The following is a 19,578-nucleotide window of genomic DNA, read 5'->3' on the forward strand; positions in this document are numbered from 1 at the left end:
AGCGAGAAGCATCCCGAAATACGGAACCGCTACTTGCAGCTCAAGAAGCGTAGGGGCCACAAACGCGCCATTATTGCCATTGCGCGCATGCTCTTAACGGCCATCTACCACATCTTGAAGAACAAAACGCCTTACAATCCGGATTTATACCGCAAATCCGATCTTCGTCCTGTCCAACGCGAGATTTCACTGGAGCAGGCGCTTCAGCTCTTACAAGCCCAAGGTTACCATGTGATGCCTGAAGCCACCTGATCTGCACCAAAATCTCATACATCCTTTCAAAAAAGTCGTGTTTTTCACGTCTTATTTGTCATGCTCTTTTTCCTTACTGCCTGCTTTCACTCTTGATTTCAGACTTATTCCTCCCTGTCTTGTACGATCAGTGCGCGTACGATCAGTGCGCGGATGTCGCGACCAGGACGATGCCCATCGCCACCGCCGCAGAAGCCGTCATTCGACGGACGCCTTGACGTTCCTTCAAGATGAGCAGACCGAACAGCGTGCCGAATACGATGCCGACCTCGCGCACCGGGGAGACCGCCGACACGTCGGCCTGCCCCGCCGCCAAGAGGAAGAGCAGATAGGAGCCCGGGGACAGCACTGCGCCCAGTCCCATCGTCCGCCAATGGCTCTTGAGCGTGCGGCGAAGGCGGCCGCGCCGGCATGCGGCAGGCGTCAGGCCCAGGATGAAGCCGATGTTGGTCACCTCCAGCAGCGCCAGCGCAGAGATATGCTCCAGGTTGACCTTGTCGATCAGCGTGTACGAGACGATGCACAGGCCTACGCATACCGCCAGCACGACCGGCTTCCAGCCTTCGCGGCCCCCACCGCTCCCGGGAGCGCGTCCGATCATGACCAGGAATCCGATGAGCATGCATCCGATGCCGATCCATCCCCACGGCGGCATGCGCTCGCCCAGCAGCAGCACGCCCGCGAGCGGGACGAGCAGCGTAGGCAGTCCTCTCATGAGCGGATACACCTGCGACAGATCCCCCGCCCTGTAGGTCATGGACAGCAGCGTCGCATATACGGCCTGCATGCCCAGAGACGCGCCGAGCAGCAGCCACTCGCCCGCTGTATAGCGCGCATGCGCCAGCTCCGCAAACAGCACCGGCAGCAGCAGCACGGTCGCCGGCGCGTAGATCGCCCACAGGAAGACCGATTTGTCCTCGCTTTGCTTGGCGAACAGATTCCAGAGCGCATGGGCGAGCCCGGAGCACAATACAAATATCAAGGCGATCGTCATCGTTGGAAGTCATCTCCTCCCCAACTCCATTTTCACACATAATAACACACAAACACACACACTTAAATATAAGAACAGTCATATACACGCTATTGCACATAATAAAAGCAGCCCCCCTGCAAGAGGCCGCCGAAAAAAGTAATCCGCTTCTATTCCTCTGTCCGCCCACGACTCCGCGTAGCCGATCCGTCGGCAATCGTACCGTCGCGCTGGCGAATCCACGTCTCGAAGTCCCGTTCCCCGGCCCGCAGCCGGATCACCCTGGCCCCTGTCGGGAACGCGTCGCGCCGCTCGCCGTCCACGTAGCTGACGTACTTCGTGGATCGGCCGTAGCACAGCCGGATGCCGTGCAGCGTCCCGCAGTAGTCGTTGGCATGGTCGTGGCCGACGAACGTCCCCATCACATCGCCCCGCTCGACCATGGCGGCGAAGAAGCCGGCGTTCAGCCGGGGCGAGCTGACCCATTCGCTGCAATGCCCTTCGTATGCATCCGTGCGCCGCACCTCCTCGTACTCGGGCAGCGGAATATGGAAGAACGCCAGCGCAGGCAGCGGGACGCCGCCGTTCTGCACCTCAAGGCGCTTCGATTCAGACAGGTACCAGTCGATCTGATCCCGGTGTATCCAGTCGTAGCCGCCGACCGTCTCCAGCCGCGAATAATCGCCGCTGTCCAGGAAGTACAGGGCGGCGGCAGGCTCGCCGCCGTCTCCCGCAATCGTCACGACGTAGTTGCCCGCGCCGCTCACGTCGGGCGGGTCCGCGCTCGCGACGCAGTCGTCCAGCTTCAACTGTTCTTCGTGCATCCGCGACCTGGGCACATCCCCCTCCGAATCGTGGTTGCCGAACACGGCCGCCCACGGAATGCGATTGTCCACGGCCACCGCCACGGCGTCCCTGAACGACTGCAGCGGGTCCCTGCTCCGCTCGCTGGCCGTCACGTCGCCCGCGAACACGATCAGATCGGGCCGCTCAATCGAGACGATCGTCTCCATCGTCTCCCGCGTCAACCGGTCGAGCAGCGCGGACTCCGGGTCCCAATCCCCTTCGCCGATGAACTCGACATCCGAGAACTGGACGATCACGAAGGTGCCGTCTTCCCGAAACTTCATGCTGCTTCTCCCCCCGCGGTCATTCTGCATGATAGGCGATCAGCTTGCGTATGACGGGCGTATCGACGGCTTCGTCCACGATCAGCCTGATCGCGGAGAGCGATACGGCCTCGAACCGCTCGATTCGTTTGTGTCCGATCGAGCGGCCTTCGCAGAGCGGCATCCACACGCCGCCGGCCGCGAGCCCTTCGATGCGATAGGCACGTATGCGCTCGCCCTCCGCGAGCTGCTCCATGACCGTCACCTGGTTGACGAGCGTCGCCGGAGCCTGCTCCAGCTCCAGCGTCAGCTCGTACCCCCTGCCCTCCGTCTCGCCGAGCGCATGGGCGAACTTCCGCCGGACCGCCTCTCCGAAGGCGGCGAATTGCGCCGCGTCGGCGTCCGGGACGCGTCCCCGGCGGTCGATGACCATGCCGATCATCAGATTGGCATTGCGACCTACGGACGTATAATACCGCTCCACCAGCTCGTCGACGGGGATGAGCAGATGATCCTCCCCCTCGTACCAGAACCATTGCTCCCGCCGGTTCGGCAGATCGGCCTCCGCGGGCGCCCATACCTCGCCCTCCGGATTGCCGCCGCCGCTGCTCGGCGCCAGGCCGTTCTCCGTGACCCGGCGCTCATAATCCGCCCGGCTCCAGCAAGGATCGGGCGCGGAGCCGTCCTCGTTGCCGCTCCAGCGGACGAGCGAGGGGAAGCCCAGCGGCCCCTGAAAGCAGACGGCGTCCGGCTGCAGCCGCCGGAGCGCGCCCGCGACGTCCGGCCCGCCCGCCTCGACGGGCAGCGTCCCCCCGTCGAACCAAATCTCGAACAGCGGGCCGTACCGGGTCCACAGCTCCGTCACCTGCCGGATGACCGCTTCATTGTAGGCTTGCTGTTCGGCTTCGCTGCCGTTTTTGACGAGCCCCGGATTGTCGACCCGGTAGTGGGCGTTCGCCGAGACGCTGTAATAGAGACCCGGACGCAGCCCGTACTTGCGGCAAGACTGTACAAAATCCCCCACGATGTCGCCCTGCCCGTCCCGCCACGGCGTGCTGCGGACGCTGTAGTCATGCGCTTCCGTCGGCCACAGCGAGAACCCGCTGCAATGCTTGGCGACGAGCACGGCGTATGTCGCGCCGGCGGACTTGGCCGCCTCGATCCACTGGTCCGTGTCCAGGTCTTCCGGCTGGAACAGCTGCGTACTCGGCGTATAGCCCCACTGGGCCCGCCATTCGTAGCCGGGCTCGAACACTTGAATGTCATAGTGAATGATGACGCCGATCTCCGCATCCGCCCATTCGAGCTGCCGCGCGGTGGGCAGCGGGATCGCCGGGCCGGGCGCGTTCGCTTCTTCTTTTCGATTCATCCTATCGCCGCCCTCCTTCGTAGTAGAGCGCGATGTCCCGCAGACGCGGCTCGCCGTCCGACGCGATCGCCTCGAGCACGACCGCCGACGCGCGGATCGCCGGGAAGCGGCAGATCGCCTTGTGCCCGATGTTCCGTCCCTCCCACACGACGATAGGCTGGCGCGACTTGCCGGTCACGATCAAGATGCGGTAGCCGGTGACGCACTCCCCTTCCCTCAGGTCCTCCTGCACGACGACCTGATCGATCAATGTCGGCGCAGCCGGCCGATGCACCCAGCGGCGACCATCTTCGTGCGTGAAGTCGCCCAGCGTCGCGAGCGGATCGGCATAGCGGCGCCTGATGCCTGCCCCGAATTCCCCGAGCCGCTGCGCATCCTCCTGCGGGAACAGACCTTCACGGTCCGGCCCGACGTTCAGCAGCAGATTCGCCCCGCGGCCGACCGAGTAGTCGTAGAGCCCCATCAGCTCGTCCAGGCTCTTGAGCGTATGCAGGTTCGCATCGCTGTAAAACCACGTCGACCGCAGCTGCACATCGCACTCGGCCGGCAGCCACATCCGGCTGCCGAGCTGCTCCCGCTTCTCCGTCATGATCGAGAATTCGACGCTGTCCACCACGTTCCAGCACGGCGTCGGCGCCACGCCGTCCTCGTTGCCGACCCATCTGAAGTCGGGATCGCCCATGTTGAATATGAGGATGTTCGGCTGCAGCCGCCGGATCTCGCCGATAATTCTCGGCCAGTCGTATTCGTGGTTCTCCGAGCCGCAGCCGTCGAACCAGAGCACGTCGATATCGCCATAGCCGGTCAGCAGCTCCGTAATCTGGTTCACGAAGTAATCGTCGTACGCCTTGCCGTCCGCCAGGAAGCTGTCCGCGGAGCCGTCGTACGGCGAATAATACAGTCCCGGCTTCACCCCGTGCTTGCGGCAGGCGTCCGTGAATTCGCGCACGACATCGCCCTTGCCGTCCCGCCAGGAGGACTGGGCGACGGACATGGTCGTATAGGCGGACGGCCAGTTGGAGAACCCGTCGTGATGCTTGGCCGTGAGCACCGCATACTGCATGCCCGCCTGCTTGGCCGTGCGTATCCACTGCTCGCAGTCGAGCCGCGCCGGCTGGAACGCCTCCGGCGTCATCGGCCTGCGGTCGAAGTCCTCGTAGCCTTCATAGAACGTGCGCAGGCCGAAGTGCACGAACAGCCCGAATTCCCAATCCTGATAAGCCAATTGCTTGTCCGTCGGCTTGATACGCGTCTCATTCATCTCGTTCACCGCTCCCCAATCGCCAGGTTCGATATTCCGACGCGCTCACGCCGGCATACTGCTTGAATCGTTTATAAAACCAATCGATATCGCCATACCCGACCTCCGAAGCGATCGCGTACACTTTCATATCCGTCTCCCTCAGCAGCGCCTTCGCCTTCTCCATCCGCACTTGCAGCAGATATTCGTTGAAAGGCATCCCCTCATGCGCCTTGAACAATCTCCCCAGGTAGCCGGGATTCATATAGATCTGCTCGGCGATATCCTTCAGGCATATCGACTGCGCGTACTGCTGCTTGACCAGCTGCTTGACCTGCTCGACCGTCTGGGCCGGCTGCGGCTGCGGTCTCACGTTCAATGCCTCCGCGACGTCGAGACATCTGCGCTCGACGAACTGCAGGAGCCCCTCCATCGTCTTCGCATCCATGATCGCCCGGTAGTCCCGCAGCGGCGACGCGAACAGGCCGTCTCCGTCGAGCCCGCGCTCCTTGAGCAGCCGGTACAGCTCTACGAACATCTCGAGCACGACCGCCTTCATCGTCTCCTCGGAATAGCGGTCGTTCATGCGGCTCCACTTGTCCCGCAGCAGCCTGCTGAGCTCCTCGGCATGACTCCAGTTCAGCGATTCGAGGATGGGCGCGATCTGCCAGCCGTCCGAGTCCCCGGACGCCGGGGCCCTGCTCTCCTGCGCCTCCGTCAATACGCCGCTGCTGCCGAACAGGAACCGCATCTCGAGCCGGTTGCGCGCCCGGCGGAACGACTGCTCCGCCTCCGCGAAGCGGTGGACGATACTCCCGGTCCCGACGGCGACGGGAACCTTCGCGTACCGCTCCACATTCTCGTGCATCGCCGCCGCCAGCGCCGCGGCATGCCGCTCCGTCAGCCGCTCCCGCGGCCCGACGAGCAGCACGCCCAGATGCTCGTCGTCCTCCTCGAACGCATAGCCTTCGCCGGCGATCAGGTCCTCGATCACGTTGCGGACCGCGAACCGCTTGATCTGGATGTCGGATTCGAGCATCCGGTCGTTGCGCGCGTCCATGAAGTCCATCTCGACGGTGAGCGCGCACAGCGCCCGCCCTTCGGGCCGAAGGCGGGCCGCCAGCGGGAAGTGCTCCACGATCTCCTCTCCGCTGCCTGCGCCTTGGACCCATCGCTTGAGCATCTGATCCCTCAGCGCGGGAACGCCGAAATACAGCTGCTTGTCGACAAGCGCCTGATGCTCGATCTCGAGCTTGAGCTTGTGCAGCAGACGCGCCAGATCGTCCTCCTCTACCGGCTTCAGCAAGTAGTCCTTCACGCCGTGCCCGAGACTCTGCTTCACGTATCCGAAGTCGGAATAGCCGCTCATGATGATGACAGGCACCTGGGAAAATTGCCGCACATGGGCGACGAGCTCCAGCCCGTCCATGCCCGGCATGCGGATGTCGGTGAGCACGAGCGCGTACGTCTGGGACTTCAATGCCTCCAGCGCCTGCCTCCCGCTGGCCGCTTCGCCGGCAATCCGGAAGCCGTACTGTTCCCAGTCAAGCAAGTACTTGACCGACTTGATGGCGCTCGGCTCGTCGTCGACGAGCAATACGGGATGCAGCATCAGGCTTCCTCTCCTCTCTTGCGCAGCGGCAATCTCATCGTGACGGTCGTACCCGCCCCGTCCGAGCTGTCGATCCATAGACCATACGCCTCGCCGTACAGCTTGGCGAGCCGCTCCTGCACGTTGCGCAGCCCGATATGCCGTTCCTCCCGCATATCCGGGCTATGCCGCAGCGATTCGCGGATCGCGTCCAGCCTGTCGGGGGGAATGCCGGGACCGTCGTCGTGCACGGTCATCTGCACATCGCGCTCCCCCGCCAGCCGCGCCGCGATCGTGACGGTCGTCCGGTGCTCGCTCCGCTCCACGCCGTGAATGACGGCATTCTCGACGATCGTCTGCAGGAACAGCTTGGGCACCTCCATCCGGCCGAGCGAATCCGGCACCTGCAGCTCGTAGCCGAGCCGCTCCGCGAACCGGGCGCTCTGAATGCTCAAGTACGTCTCCACGATGTCCAGCTCCTCGGACAGCGCGATCAGCTGGCCGCCCTTGCCGAGCAGATTGCGGAACGAGCGGGCGAGCAGGTTCACGAGCTGGGCGTTCTCCCTGTCGCCCTTCTCGAGCAGATTGCCCCGCACCGCATTGAGGACGTTGAACAGGTAGTGCGGATGAATCTGCGTCTGCAGCGCGTACAGCTCGCTCTCCTTGGTCCGCAGCTCCAGCTCCTTGCGCTGGACGGCCAGCTCGTAGCCCTCGCGGATGAGCCGCTCCATCCGCGTCACCATCCGGTTGTAGGCAAGCGCCAGCTGGCTCGCCTCGTCGCGTCCCTCCACGATGGACAATGTCTGCAGATTGTCCATGTTCATCTTTTTCATCTTGTCCGCGAGCCCCATCAGCCGCTTGGTGAGGCCGTACGAGATGGCGTAGATGACGGCGGAGAACACCGACAGGAAGAGGACGCATAGCAGGATGACGATCTGCCTGGTCTCCCTGACCTTGGCCGTCAGCTCGGCGAGCGGACTCAAGGACAGCACCTTCATGCCCTTGATGCTGTTGCGGGAATCGATCGTCTGGTACGTCAGCAGATACGACTTCCCGTCCAGCTTGACGATCTTGCTGCCCGAAGGGGCGTCCATCATATCGCCGTAGTAAGGCAATTGCTGCAGGCTCCGGCCCAGCTCGTCGTGCTGCATGCTGTTCATGATCTCCGTCCCGTCGGGGAGGAATGCGATGAACTGCGTCTTCTGGCTCTCCTTGGCGATCAGGTCGTAGAGGAAGCGTCCGTCCACATCGATGGAGACGTACAGATCGGCGTCCGGCCTGAAGTTGTTGAGCCGCTGCGTGAGCCGCAATATATTCACATGAAAGTAATCGTCCATGCCCCCGTACGCCCAGTAGTTGTTCAGCTTTCTGACGACGAGCGCCTTGAACCAGGCACTCTGCCTCAGTTCCTCGTCAATAAGCTTGACGTCGGGGAACGTGAAGGTCGGATTGTCCGTGTAGAAGTTCAAGCGCAGAATCTGCCTCGAACCGATAATGGATTTGAGGTAGGGCTGCATGTAATCGTTGTAGGACGTCAAGGCATCCGCGAAGTCCGGATAGTTGCGAAGCATCGTCTCCTGCAGCTCGGCGTTCAGGTAGATGAAGTCGGTAATCTGCTCGTACGACTGGAACAGGCTGCCGATATTCTGGCTGAGCTGGGAGACCGAATATACGGAGTTCTCGCGTATCTTGTCGAACACGAACTGCGTGTACGTACGCAGCAGGTAATAAGTGAGACAGCCCAGGAAGAGCGCGACCACGATCGTGACCGTCAGAAAAAATTTTGTACGGATCCGCATCTTCCCCGACCTTCCACGGCATTATGGAAACGGCCTTACGCCCCCGAACCGAGGCGTAAGGCGGTATCTTTATTTGCCGACTGCTTTGTTGTACTCGCTCTCGTAGGCCTTCCACGCTTGCGTGAACAGACCCTCCAATTGCTTCTGGCCGCTTGCCTCCATCTGTTTCTTATAGCCGTTCCATTTGGAAGCGAAGTCTTTGGCCATCACGATCTGCGGCGATTCCTTGTTCCAGATCTGCTCCAGACGCTTGTTCATCGCGCTGGCGCCCTCCGGCTCGGGGATCTGCCACAGGAACGCCGGGATGTACTCCGGCTGCGGCAGGAAGTCCGACCAGGTCTCCTTGCCGTACTTCGCGAGAATCTCCTTGGTCGCGCTGTCGTAGCCGCGCACGATGTATTCCTTGGTGAGCGGCGTCGCATAGTCGCCGTCCTCCAGCTTGGCGCCGTTGCCGATGCTGAACCGGCTGTAGCTGCCCGAGAGCCCTTCCTTGATCCCGTAATCGGGGTCCGCCGCCATCTTCTGCACCACTTCGTCGCTACGGTAGCGTTTGCCATCCTTGAGCTCGTAATCCACGCCTTCGATTCCCCAGCCGATCAGCTTCTGCCCTTCGTCGGTGAACAGATAATCGATGAATTGAATGATTCGCTCCGGATGTTTCGCATTCTTCGAGATCGCCCAGTTGTTCCCCGAGCCCGAGGCGACGATCGCATTCGAGTGATCCCCGGTATCGGCGTCGAACAGGATCGGGAACTTGGCGTACTGGCGCTCCAGCTTGCCGGCTTGCCTCAGCGACTGTTCCGGCTGGTCGAGGAACCACTTCGGATAGAAGCCGGCGAGGATGCGGCCCTGCGCGATCTTCGAAGGCGCGGTATCGTAGTTGAGCGTGAAGATTTCTTTGTCTAGCATGCCGGAGTTGTACAGCTTGTTCAAGAACTGATAGTATCTCTCGCTCCCGGCCGAGTCCAGATTCAGATTGACGTTGCCCTCCCCATCGATGAGGAACCGCCCGTGATCGGGCTGGCCGGCCGCGGCGACGGAGGGGTTGTTGTACACCAGGTCGGTCCCGACGCCGGAGAACGGAATGGTCGGCTGGCCGTCGATCGTCGGATGCTTATCATAATAAGCCTTGAGCACATCGTACAGCTCGTCGAGCGTCTTGATCGTCGGATAGCCTGCTTCCTTGAGCACATCGTATTGGACGACGAAGCTCGCTTGCTGGTCGGCCGGCGTCTCCTCGGCCAGGTTCGGATTGTACAAGGAATAAATATGCCCGTCCGGGTCCTTGAGCAGATTGTAGAAGGAACCGAAGCGCTTCTTGATGTTCGGACCGTACTGATCGATCAGGTCTTCCAAAGGCTGCAGCGCCCCGGCGTCGCGGTATTTGCCCAACGTCTTCGGCTGGAGATACAGCGTATCCGGGTAGTCGCCGGACGCGAGCCACAGATCGTACTTTTGCCCCGCCGCGTCGGCCCCGCCGATGACCGGCACGTACTTGAACGTTACCCCTGTTTTCTCCGTCAGTCTCTTGGAGATCGGCGTGTCCCACGTCAGCTTGGGCTCCGTCGTATTGATGGTGTACGTGACGGGTGCGGCCCCGGACCCGGACGCCGACGCGGAGGCGGCACCGGATGCCTGCGGGGAAGACGAGGCGCCCGACTGCTCGTTTTTGGAGCAGCCCGACGCTATGGACATCGCCATCGTCGCCGCCAGGACAAGAACTATCTGTTTTTTCAACTTGAACACTCCCTTGTATGCAAGTCTTTAGTATATCATCGGGCGCTGGCACCCGTTTGATATCAACGCCGCTTCCACCCGAGTCACTCTTTCATCGCCCCGATGGTCATGCCCTTAATGAAGTATTTCTGCAGGAAAGGGTATACAAACAAAATCGGAATCGTGACGATGACGGTCATCGTGGCGCGGATCGATTCGGGACTCGTGGACGCCAGCGTCTGGGTATCGACATGCCCCGTCGCTGAAGCCCCGCCCGTCAACTGGCTGACCGATTGCAGCAATATTTTCATCAGCTCGTATTGCAGCAGAGACAGACTCGGAGACGTATTGTACAGATAGTTGTCGAACCAGGAGTTCCAATGACCGACCGATACGAACAGCGTCACGGTCGCGATGACCGGCATGCTGACGGGCACGAGCACCCGGAACAGGATCTGCACGTCGCTGGCCCCGTCGATACGGGCGGCCTCGGAGAAGCCCTCCGGCAGCTGCTCGAAGTAGCTGCGGATGATCAGCACGTTGAAGGCGCCGATCAATCCCGGCAGGATGTACACCCAGAACGAGTTCATCAGATGCAACTGCTTGACGAGCAGGTAGAACGGGATCAGACCGCCGCTCACATACATGCTGATCACGAGCACGTAGTTGATCGCTCTGCGCAGCATATAATCTCTGCGGCTGAGCGTGTAGGCGAGCATCGTCGTGACCGTGACCGACAGCAAGGTGCCGACGACCGTACGGAGCAGCGAGAGGAGCGTGGCAGACAGCAGCTGCGGATTCGAGAATACGATCTCGTAATTCGTCGCCGTCCAGATTCGCGGCCAGATGTGGATGCCTCCCCGAACGGTATCGATCGAATCGTTCAGCGAGATGGCCAGCAGGTTCATAAACGGATAGAGCGTGAACAAACCGAGCAGCAGGAGCAATCCGTAATTAAGGGTGACGAACAGCATATCGCCGGCAGATCGAGTTTTGTACATGGCCGCCTCCGCTAGAATACTTTGGACTGACCCAGTCTCCGCGCCAGGAAGTTGACGGCGACGACCAGGATGATGCTGACGACCGACTTGAATACGCTGATGGCAACCCCGAGCGAATAGTCTCCGATGCTGAAGGCGTAATTCATGGCGTACAGATCGAGGACCTGCGAATAGTCGATGACGAGATTGCTACCGAGCAGAAATTGGGATTCGTAGCCGGCGGACAAGATCCAGCCTACATTGAGGATCATCAGCATCATCGCGGTCGGCATCAGGCCGGGAATCGAGATGTGCAGCATCTTGCCGAAGCGGCCCGCGCCGTCCACTTCAGCCGCCTCGTACAGCTCGGGGTTGACGCCGCTGAGGACGGCGAGGTAGATGATCGTGCTCCAGCCGAGCTCCTTCCACAGCCCGGCCATCGTATGGATGATCCAGAACCAGTTGCCTTTTGCCATAAAATAAATCGGTTCGTCGATCAGACCCAGCTTCAGCAGCAGCTCGTTGACGATCCCGCCGTCCGGCGAGAGCCCGAGTAAGATAATGTTGGCGATGACGACCCACGAGACAAAATGCGGGATGTACGTAATCGTCTGAACGACCCGCTTGAACAGCCTCGATCGCACTTCGTTAAGCAGCAGCGCGAGCGCGATGGCGCCGACGAACCCGGCAGCCAGGCTGAGCAGGCTCATGGCCAGCGTGTTCCTGAGCGCCTGATAGAACAAGGGGTCCCGGAACAGCATCCGGAAGTTGTCCCAGCCGGCGAAGCGGCTGCCCATCACACCCTTGGCGGGCGTATAATGCTCGAAGGCCATAATCCAGCCCCATAGCGGCACGTAGCTGAACAGGATGAGCAGCAGCACGGCCGGAACGGACATCAGCACGAGTTGATATTGCTTGCCCAGCTTGGCGAACGCCGACTTCGGAACCGTTCTCGTCGCGACCTGATTGTTAATGGTTCCCGCCTCCTTTTCCTGTACAGTCATTATGGAATGGCGGGGCCGGACCAACAACCCGACACGTTGTACTATCGGGCAGGGGATATTGAACGATCGTGCGGAAGGGCGACTCAGCTCCCCTGCGAAAGTGCAGGGAAGCGGCGGCCGCATGGAGGCGGGCCGTGGGCGGGTTGGGGTTGGAGTTGCGGGTTGCGGGTTGCGGGTTGCGGGTTGCGGGTTGCGGGTTGCGGGTTGCGGGTTGCGGGTTGCGGGTTGCGGTAGAAGCTGTTCCCTGACAGGAGCAAGAAAAAGGAGCAAAGAAAAAAGACCGCGCTGCGCGATCTTGAGGGTCCTCCAATTATTCGTATACCAGTTCCAATCCGCCCTGCCTGAACTGCTCCGCCAGTTCCCGGTCGATCCGCGAATCGGTCACGAACCGCTCGACCTCCGAGCAGGCGCACACCTTGATCAGCGAGAGCTGGCCGAACTTGCTGCTGTCCCCCAGCGCGATCGTGCGCTTGGCATTGGCGAACATGATCTTCTTCACCTGCACCTCGCCCATGGCGTTGTCCGTGATCCCCTCCGCCAGCGTCACGCCGCTCAGACTCATGAAGAACAGGTCCGCATGGAACCGGGCCGCGAACTCTTCGGCGAGATCGCCGACGACGCTCTGCTCCTGCTGGCGGATGATACCGCCGATCAGCACGAGCGTATAGTCGGGGACGGCGATGAGCTCCTGGATGATCGGCAGCGAGTTGGTCAGCACCGTCAGCCGCTTGAACTTGGCCTTGAGCACCTTCGCCAAGGTCACATTGGTCGTGCTGGCGTCGAGGGCGATCGACATGCCTTCCGATACGTAGCGGGCCGCGATATGCGCGAGCTCCGTCTTCTCCTCCTGATAGATCGACTCCCGGATCGGCAGCGGGATCTCCGAGCTGTAATCCAGCTCCTTCGCGATCGCTCCCCCATGCACGCGTGTCAAGCAGCCCTCGGCCTCAAGATACTCCAGATCGCGCCGGATCGTCTCGAACGACACGCCGAACAGGTCCATCAATTCGGAGGCGCGGACCGACCGGTCGCGAGCCAGCTTATCGACGATGGCCTGGTGTCTCTGTTGCGCGAACACCCGATCCTCTCCTTTCGGCTTTTCTTCCGCATGATCGCATTCCCGATTTGTCGGAAGTGAAGCAACCCCCCTCATTCTACACGAATCCCGATACCAGTATCTATAGAAGCCGCGCGCCATAGGTCATAAATGGGGGAGGGCTGGTGCGAGCGGGCCGCGGCGGTTGGCGTGGTTTGGTGCACCATTATTGTGCATGTGGGGCGGGTGCAGATAGAAGGCGGCGGTTGGTGGGGCGTGGTGCACCATTATTGTGCATGGACGGGCGGGTGCGAGCGGGCAGCGGCGGTTGGCGGGGCGTGGTGCACCATTATTGTGCATGTGGGGGTCAGGTGCGGATAGAAGGCGGCGGTTGGCGGGGCGTGGTGCACCATTATTGTGCATGTGGGGGTCAGGTGCAGATAGAAGGCGGCGGTTGGTGGGGCTTGGTGCACCATTATTGTGCATGTGGGGGCGGGTGCGAGCGGACAGCGGCGGTTGGCGGGGCTTGGTGCACCATTATTGTGCATGTGGGGGTCAGGTGCGGATAGAAGGCGGCGGTTGGTGAGGCTTGGTGCACCATTATTGTGCATGGACGGGCGGGAGCGAGCGGGCAGCGGCGGTTGGTGGGGTTTGGTGCACCATTATTGTGCATGTGGGGGTCAGGTGCGGATAGAAGGCGGCGGTTGGCGGGGCTTGGTGCACCATTATTGTGCATGGACGGGCGGGTGCGAGCGGGCAGCGGCGATTGGGTGGAGCAGGCATGGTGTGTCGTGGGGTGCACGCACGAAAGGAGCTATCCCTCGGTCATTTTCATGACTTGGAGATAGCTCCTCGTTATCTATTCAGCGCTTGGACGTCCGCCGTCAGCCCAGCTCCACGGTTTTGTTCAAGTCCGATTCCACGGTATTTTTGCCCGTGAGCCGCTTGAACAGATGCGTGACCATCTTGAGCTTGCTACCCGTTTCCCAGTACTCGGCCGTCTCGGCCTTGACCTTGATCAGCACCAGGTTCGGATCGTCATAGGTCGTGTCGAGCAACTTCTCATAGGCAACGTTCCAAAACTCCTTGATCTTGGCCGGATCGTTCACGAGTTCTGCCTCGCCGCGGACCGAAACGAACGACTTGCCGACGTAAGCGACGTTCACGCGAGGATCGTGCTGCAGCTCATCGTACTTCTCCGTCTCCTTGGACGTCAGGAACCAGAGGTCCCCGTCGAACTCGACTTCCTGGGTCTTCAGCGGGCGCGACACCAGACCTTCGTCCGACACCGTCGTCAGCATGGCGGTATCGATGCCCTTGATCAGATCTCTGACCTTCTCGATGGCTTCCTGACTGGCCGTATACGTATGTGGCATGTCCTCACCTCTTCGCATAATGATCGAACTGCATTCCCTTAGTATTAAACAAGAACAGCGCCGACCAACCATGTCGAGCCTCCATGAGCGGCTCCGTCGCCCTCGCGAGGCATTGACGTCCGGGGAGCAATGAGAGTAAAATAACCTGCGGTAAGTCAATGGGAATAGATGCTCTTTGGCAGGAAATGAGGAACGATCGAATTGAATCTAAAAGCCATCGCCATTTGCTTGTACACGGTTGGCATCTACTGGATATCCGCGCGAATGCCTTCGCTGCACGCTTTATTCTTTCCTACACTCGGCGCCTTTAGCCTGTTGTTTATTGCGCATCCCTTCTCCCCGGCCAGACTGGGCAAGGTTGCGTTCGGCGCCAGCATCTCCGTGCTGATCGGCTCGGCGCTCGTCTTCATCCATCCGGGCGCGGTCACGCTGCTGATCGACATGCTGATCGTCATCTATCTCATCAACAGATTCAAGTGGAATGCGCCGCCCATACTGGCGGTGTCGCTTATCCCCTTTTTCGTGCACGCGCCTTATATTTGGATGATCCCGCTGTCCGTATGCGCCTCTCTCGCGGGACTTCTGATGCTGCTGTTTATTACGCACCATGTCGAGCGCATCCTGCCGCTGCTTGTTCGCAGCTCCGGGCAGGCCGAGTCCGGTGGCTTATGATACTGCACAAAGGCGAGACTTTATTCCGGCAAGGAGAGTCCGGGCCGCTGTATCATCTGAACAGCGGACTGCTGAAGATCGTCCGGCTCCATCCCGACGGCTCGCAGTATCTGGTCAACATCATCGTGCCGGGCGAGACGATCCCCCACCACTCGCTGATTAGCCCGAGAGCTTACTTCGGCACGGCTGTCGCGCTCGTAACCAGCGAGGTCGAGCTGCTGCCGGCCGCCGAATGGTACCAGTCGCTCGAGCGGGAGCCGGAGCGTTATCGAACGATCGCGATGCAGCTCCAAGACAAGCTCAGCCTGCTTCAGCAGCGGTTCGACCAGCTCACCGAGACGGCCCCGGCGGACAAGCTGCGCAAGTTCCAGGCGTGGTTCCAGGACTACATCAAGCCGGCCGCGATGACTGACGTACTGACCCAAGACGAGATCGGCCAGTTCATCGGACTGCGCCGCGAGACGGTCAACCGGCTGCTGCGCAAGCAGGCGAAGCGCCAGTGATGCAAATGGAACAAGCGCGAGTAGTCGCGAAGCGCGGGCCGAGCAGAAGAAAACCGCACAGAATCGTGCGGTTCGGGTGTACGCGGGAGCGGGCCATGGCCGGGGCAAGCGGGAGTAGTCGAGCCAAATCAAAGGGGACTGTCCCGTCATTTTATGACGTTGGGACAGTCCCCCTTTTCTCATGCCGCAGGCCAGGCCCCGGCTGCTGCGCTCCCACGGGCCAGCCGCCAGGTCTGGCCCGCCAGAATTTTGCCTGCCAGAGGCAGACCTCCCGGAGTCCGGCCCGCCTCTACCTGCCCTCCGGCGTCAGACCTGTGCGGCCTCGGCCTCCTGCAGACTCCCGGCGGGTCCGAAGAACTCGAAGCGCACATCCGCCTCCGGTACGCCCCACGCCCGCAGCGCGCCGTACACCGTCTTCATGAACGGCACGGGGCCGCAGAAGTAGAAGCACGCTTCCTTCGCAGGAATGACGCGCTGCAGCCAGGGCAGGTCGACGAAGCCTTCCCGGTGATAAGCGCTCGTCTCCCGGTCCCGCGGCGTCGGCAGGCCGTAGCACCAGCTCACGGACACCTGCGGACTGCGGGCGGCAATCTCCTCGACCTCCGCCTTGAGCGCATGGACATCCCCGTTGTGCGCCGCGTGGATGAACGCGACCGGACGTCCCGGCTGTGCGTCGACGACGGTCTTCAGCATGCTGACCATCGGCGTCAAGCCTACGCCGCCGCTGAGCAGGACGAGCGGCCGGTCATCCCGCCGATCCAGGATGAATTCGCCCGCCGGCGCCGACAGCATGAGCACGTCGCCCTGCCCGATCCGCTCGTGCAGATACGTCGACACCTTGCCCGCCGGCTTGCCCGGCAGCTCATCCTCCCGCTTGACGGAGATCCGATAGTAAGGCTTGCCAGGCGCATCGGACAGGCTGTACTGCCGGATATGCGTATTGGCCTCTCCCGGTATCTCCACCTTCACGCTGATATATTGGCCCGGCTCGAACGATGCGATCGCTCCGCCGTCCTCCGGCGCCAGATAGAAGGATGTGATCACGGCGCTCTCCTCGACCTTGCGCATGACCCGGAACGCCCGGAACCCCGCCCATCCGCCATCCTGGCGTTCCGCCTCCTCGTACATGCCGGCCTCCACCTCGATGAACACATTGGCGATGACGCCGTACGCTTCCGCCCACGCCCCGAGAATCTCATCCGTCGCTGCGTCGCCGAGCACATCCTTGATTGCCGCCAGCAGATGCTGCCCGACGATCGGATACTGGTCCGCCGTCACGCCGAGGCTGCGATGCTTGTGGGCGATCTGCTTCACGACCGGCAGGATCGACTCCAGCTTGTCGATGTGCAGCGCAGCCGCGTACACGACGTTGGCGAGCGCCGTCTGCTGCCGGCCGCGGCTCTGGTTCGCGTGGTTGAAGATGTTCAGCAGCTCCGGATGCGCCGTGAACATCATCTGATAGAAGCGCTTCGTGATATCCGTGCCGTGCTTTTCGAGCACCGGCACCGTAGATTTTATGATTTGTATCGTTTGGGAGCTGAGCATTGAAGTATTCCTCGCTTTCATCGACTTGGGATGAACCAAGTATATAAAAGCCGGAGAACCCCCAAGTGTGATCTGAATCACACGAAATCGCAAGGATATGTGAAGCGCGCCACGAGCCGTTCTACCGTCCGACCGTTCAAGCCCGCCTCAACAGCCCATTCAATCTTTCTGAAAATAAAAGCATGGCCGCAGCCGAAACTACGAGATACGCAGGGAATATGCCGATGGTCGAATGCGAGGCGAGAAGTCCGAGCAGCGGCGGCATCAGCGTGCTGCCGGTGTAGGCGACGGCCATCTGGTAGCCCATGATGGTCTGGGCGTGCCGCTTGCCGAATCGGACCGGCGTCTCGTGCAGCATGCATGGGAAGATCGGCGCCAGGCCGAGTCCCACGATCATCAAGCCCGCCAGCGAAGCGGCGTCCGGCAGCGGGAGAAGCAGCAGTACCGTGCCCGCCAGCGCGACGAGCTGTCCGCCCCGGATGAGCTGACGGTTGCTCGCCTTGAACGTGACGAACCCGGTGATCAATCTGCCGACCGTGATGCCCGCATAGTACATGGACACCCACTGCGCGGCCGTCCCGGCGGTCAAGCCCTTGACGTCAACGAGGAAGCTGCTGCCCCACAGGCCGGCGGTCGCCTCGACCCCGCAGTAGAACAGAAACGCTACGAGAGCCAGCTTGACGCCCTTGACCCGCAGCGGCTTGGCCGGCTTCCCATCTGGCGTCTCGTCCGGTTCGGTAGCATCCTCGGCCGCCCCCGGCGCGCCCGGGCGGCTGCGGCTGTCCGCGGCCACACGATTCCATAGCGGCAGCGTGAAGAACAAGATGAGGACCAGGACGCCTTGAATGGCGGCTACGGTGAGATACCCGTCTCTCCACGAGCCCGGGCCCGAGATATAGCTGGCCATGATCATCGGCCCCAGCGTAGCGCCGACGCCCCAGAAGCAGTGCAGCCAGCTCATATGGTGGGCTTTGTAATGCGCCGCCACGTAGTGGTTCAGCCCGGCATCCACCGAGCCGCCGCCTAGTCCGAGCGGGATCGCGAACAGGATGAGCCAGATGAACGAAGGCGCGACGGAGAAGCCAAGCAGTGCGCCTGCGGTCATCATACAGCTGACCGTCGCGACCGCACCCGTGCCGAACCGCCTCAATATAGCGCCGCTGGCCAGGCTCGATACGATCGTGCCGGATGCGATTGTCATCGACAGCACGCCGGCCGCCCCCAGCGGCGCGTCCAGGTCCGCATGCATCACGGGCCATGCCGCACCCAGCAGCGAGTCGGGCAAGCCGAGGCTGATGAACGCCAGATAGATTATCGTTAAAAAGAAAGTCGCCATCTCATTCTCCCGATTCCTGTGTAATTTTTTAGACGCTCGCGCCGGAGATCATCAGCTGCAGGCCCAAATACCGGAGGCCGTCCAGATAGTCCTGCTGCCAGTCGCTCGCCGCGAGGCTGGGCAGATGCGCTGCGGGAATATAGGCCGCGCTTCGCTCTGCAATCCGCTCCAGCATCGCCTCGCCGACTTCGTCCCGGCAGAAAACAACCGCATGCGGGTTCAAAATCGCCGCGCAGGCCGCGACCATGCGGCTCACCGCATCGATCCCCGCCTCGTCCAGCCGGTCGGCCCCTCCCGCGTCGCTGCGGTTCAAGGCTTGACCAAAGTTCTGCGCGTCGTACTGCGGAAGAAAAGACACCTCTCCCGCGAAAAACGTGCTCCCGCGCACGATGTCCCCGCCAACCAGAATGCCGGCGCCCGGCCCGTTCTGGCCGAGATACAGATAGACGAGCGAGGGGGAGAGCAGGCCGCCCTTTTTGTCGTTGTAGCCCAGGACCGCCGCATTCATATCGTTCTCGACGACGACGGGAATTCCGAGCCGCGCTTCCAGACATCCTTTTAGATCGAAGTCGTGATAGGTCTCGTAGCTCGGAATATAGATGATTCGCCCGTTGTTGACGGCCCCCGGTACACCGACGGCTACGGAGCGGATCTTCGGATGCCGTTCGACCAGCTGCTCGATGAACGCCGTCAGAATATGGACGTCGTCCCCGAGAACCGTGGGCGCCTGTCCCGCCTCCAGCGCCTCTCCCTTGCAGTCGAATATTACAAACCGCGTCTCCGTCTTCTCCAAAAATATAGCCAGGCCCAGCATGTGCGCCGGATCGTAGGCATACCGCTGCGCCCGCCTGCCGCCGCTGGACTCGTCCAGCCTGGCCGGTACGAGCTCGCCTTCCCGCTCCATCTCGCCCAGAAACTTGCTGATCGTCGGGAAGCTGATCCCCAGCATACGGCTGAGCTCGACCTTGGTCATGCCGCCATGCGTCAACAGCGCCGAGCGTATGCCGCCGACAATTCGTTTTTTGCGCTCCTTGATCGTCGCGATTTGTTCTTGCAAGCAGGTTCACCGCCTCGTCC

At 61.5% G+C, this 19,578-nt stretch carries 16 protein-coding genes and 1 pseudogene; 3 read left to right on the top strand and 14 right to left on the bottom strand.

The genetic code is table 11. From position 1 onward, the window contains the following. Nucleotides 1-252 (top strand): annotated as a pseudogene (locus VQ071_RS13800) (IS110 family transposase); the annotation flags it as partial. Between the two features lie 142 nt (nt 253-394). On the opposite strand, the gene VQ071_RS13805 reads toward VQ071_RS13800, so the two are convergent. The 11 genes from VQ071_RS13805 to VQ071_RS13855 all read right to left on the bottom strand — a co-directional run bounded on the left by VQ071_RS13805 (nt 395) and on the right by VQ071_RS13855 (nt 14,445). Further along, a complete protein-coding gene (locus VQ071_RS13805; RefSeq protein ID WP_340514612.1) occupies nt 395-1,246 on the bottom strand; it encodes a DMT family transporter in 852 nt (283 codons plus the stop codon). A gap of 149 nt (nt 1,247-1,395) precedes the next feature. Beyond that, a complete protein-coding gene (locus VQ071_RS13810; RefSeq protein ID WP_340514613.1) occupies nt 1,396-2,355 on the bottom strand; it encodes a metallophosphoesterase family protein in 960 nt (319 codons plus the stop codon). Nucleotides 2,356-2,374: 19 nt separating this feature from the next. After that, a complete protein-coding gene (locus VQ071_RS13815) occupies nt 2,375-3,703 on the bottom strand; it encodes an alpha-L-fucosidase (RefSeq protein WP_340514614.1) in 1,329 nt (442 codons plus the stop codon). Between the two features lies 1 nt (nt 3,704). Further along, nucleotides 3,705-4,964 carry an alpha-L-fucosidase gene (locus VQ071_RS13820; RefSeq protein ID WP_340514615.1) on the bottom strand — a complete coding sequence of 420 codons (1,260 nt, stop codon included), beginning with the start codon at nt 4,962-4,964 and terminating at the stop codon, nt 3,705-3,707. Continuing rightward, the gene (locus VQ071_RS13825) at nt 4,957-6,555 is read right to left on the bottom strand and encodes a response regulator transcription factor (protein ID WP_340514616.1); all 1,599 of its coding nucleotides are present in this window, start codon (nt 6,553-6,555) and stop codon (nt 4,957-4,959) included. Before VQ071_RS13825 ends, VQ071_RS13820 begins: the two co-directional genes overlap by 8 nt. Further along, nucleotides 6,555-8,333, bottom strand: coding sequence for a sensor histidine kinase (locus VQ071_RS13830; protein ID WP_340514617.1), 1,779 nt, complete (start codon nt 8,331-8,333; stop codon nt 6,555-6,557). The genes VQ071_RS13825 and VQ071_RS13830 overlap by 1 nt, the downstream gene beginning before the upstream one ends. Before the next feature lie 69 nt (nt 8,334-8,402). After that, nucleotides 8,403-10,070 carry an extracellular solute-binding protein gene (locus VQ071_RS13835; protein ID WP_340514619.1) on the bottom strand — a complete coding sequence of 556 codons (1,668 nt, stop codon included), beginning with the start codon at nt 10,068-10,070 and terminating at the stop codon, nt 8,403-8,405. An 83-nt stretch (nt 10,071-10,153) separates the two neighbouring features. Beyond that, entirely contained in the window at nt 10,154-11,050 is an 897-nt protein-coding gene (locus VQ071_RS13840; RefSeq protein ID WP_340514621.1) for a carbohydrate ABC transporter permease, read from the bottom strand. A gap of 11 nt (nt 11,051-11,061) precedes the next feature. After that, complete coding sequence (locus tag VQ071_RS13845; RefSeq protein WP_340514622.1) at nt 11,062-12,033, bottom strand: ABC transporter permease; 972 nt, start codon at nt 12,031-12,033, stop codon at nt 11,062-11,064. A 310-nt stretch (nt 12,034-12,343) separates the two neighbouring features. Further along, nucleotides 12,344-13,111, bottom strand: a complete 768-nt coding sequence (locus VQ071_RS13850) for a DeoR/GlpR family DNA-binding transcription regulator (RefSeq protein WP_340514623.1) — start codon at nt 13,109-13,111, stop codon at nt 12,344-12,346. A gap of 842 nt (nt 13,112-13,953) precedes the next feature. Next, the gene (locus VQ071_RS13855) at nt 13,954-14,445 is read right to left on the bottom strand and encodes a pyridoxamine 5'-phosphate oxidase family protein (RefSeq protein WP_340514624.1); all 492 of its coding nucleotides are present in this window, start codon (nt 14,443-14,445) and stop codon (nt 13,954-13,956) included. A gap of 201 nt (nt 14,446-14,646) precedes the next feature. On the opposite strand from VQ071_RS13855, the gene VQ071_RS13860 reads away from it, so the two are divergent. Together VQ071_RS13860 and VQ071_RS13865 are read left to right on the top strand one after the other, a co-directional pair. Further along, complete coding sequence (locus tag VQ071_RS13860; RefSeq protein ID WP_340514625.1) at nt 14,647-15,117, top strand: hypothetical protein; 471 nt, start codon at nt 14,647-14,649, stop codon at nt 15,115-15,117. Continuing rightward, nucleotides 15,114-15,620, top strand: coding sequence for a Crp/Fnr family transcriptional regulator (locus tag VQ071_RS13865; RefSeq protein ID WP_340514626.1), 507 nt, complete (start codon nt 15,114-15,116; stop codon nt 15,618-15,620). The genes VQ071_RS13860 and VQ071_RS13865 overlap by 4 nt, the downstream gene beginning before the upstream one ends. A 306-nt stretch (nt 15,621-15,926) precedes the next feature. Here VQ071_RS13865 and hmpA read toward each other — a convergent pair whose 3' ends face one another. The 3 genes from hmpA to VQ071_RS13880 form a co-directional block, all read right to left on the bottom strand. Next, nucleotides 15,927-17,165, bottom strand: a complete 1,239-nt coding sequence (hmpA, locus tag VQ071_RS13870) for an NO-inducible flavohemoprotein (RefSeq protein ID WP_340514627.1) — start codon at nt 17,163-17,165, stop codon at nt 15,927-15,929. Nucleotides 17,166-17,301: 136 nt separating this feature from the next. Continuing rightward, the gene (locus VQ071_RS13875) at nt 17,302-18,501 is read right to left on the bottom strand and encodes an MFS transporter (protein ID WP_340514628.1); all 1,200 of its coding nucleotides are present in this window, start codon (nt 18,499-18,501) and stop codon (nt 17,302-17,304) included. Between the two features lie 28 nt (nt 18,502-18,529). Next, the gene (locus tag VQ071_RS13880) at nt 18,530-19,558 is read right to left on the bottom strand and encodes an ROK family transcriptional regulator (RefSeq protein WP_340514629.1); all 1,029 of its coding nucleotides are present in this window, start codon (nt 19,556-19,558) and stop codon (nt 18,530-18,532) included. Between the last annotated feature and the right edge of the window lie 20 nt (nt 19,559-19,578).

Origin of the sequence: Cohnella sp. 56, assembly GCF_037963805.1 — a bacterium.
Lineage (GTDB): Bacteria > Bacillota > Bacilli > Paenibacillales > Paenibacillaceae > Cohnella.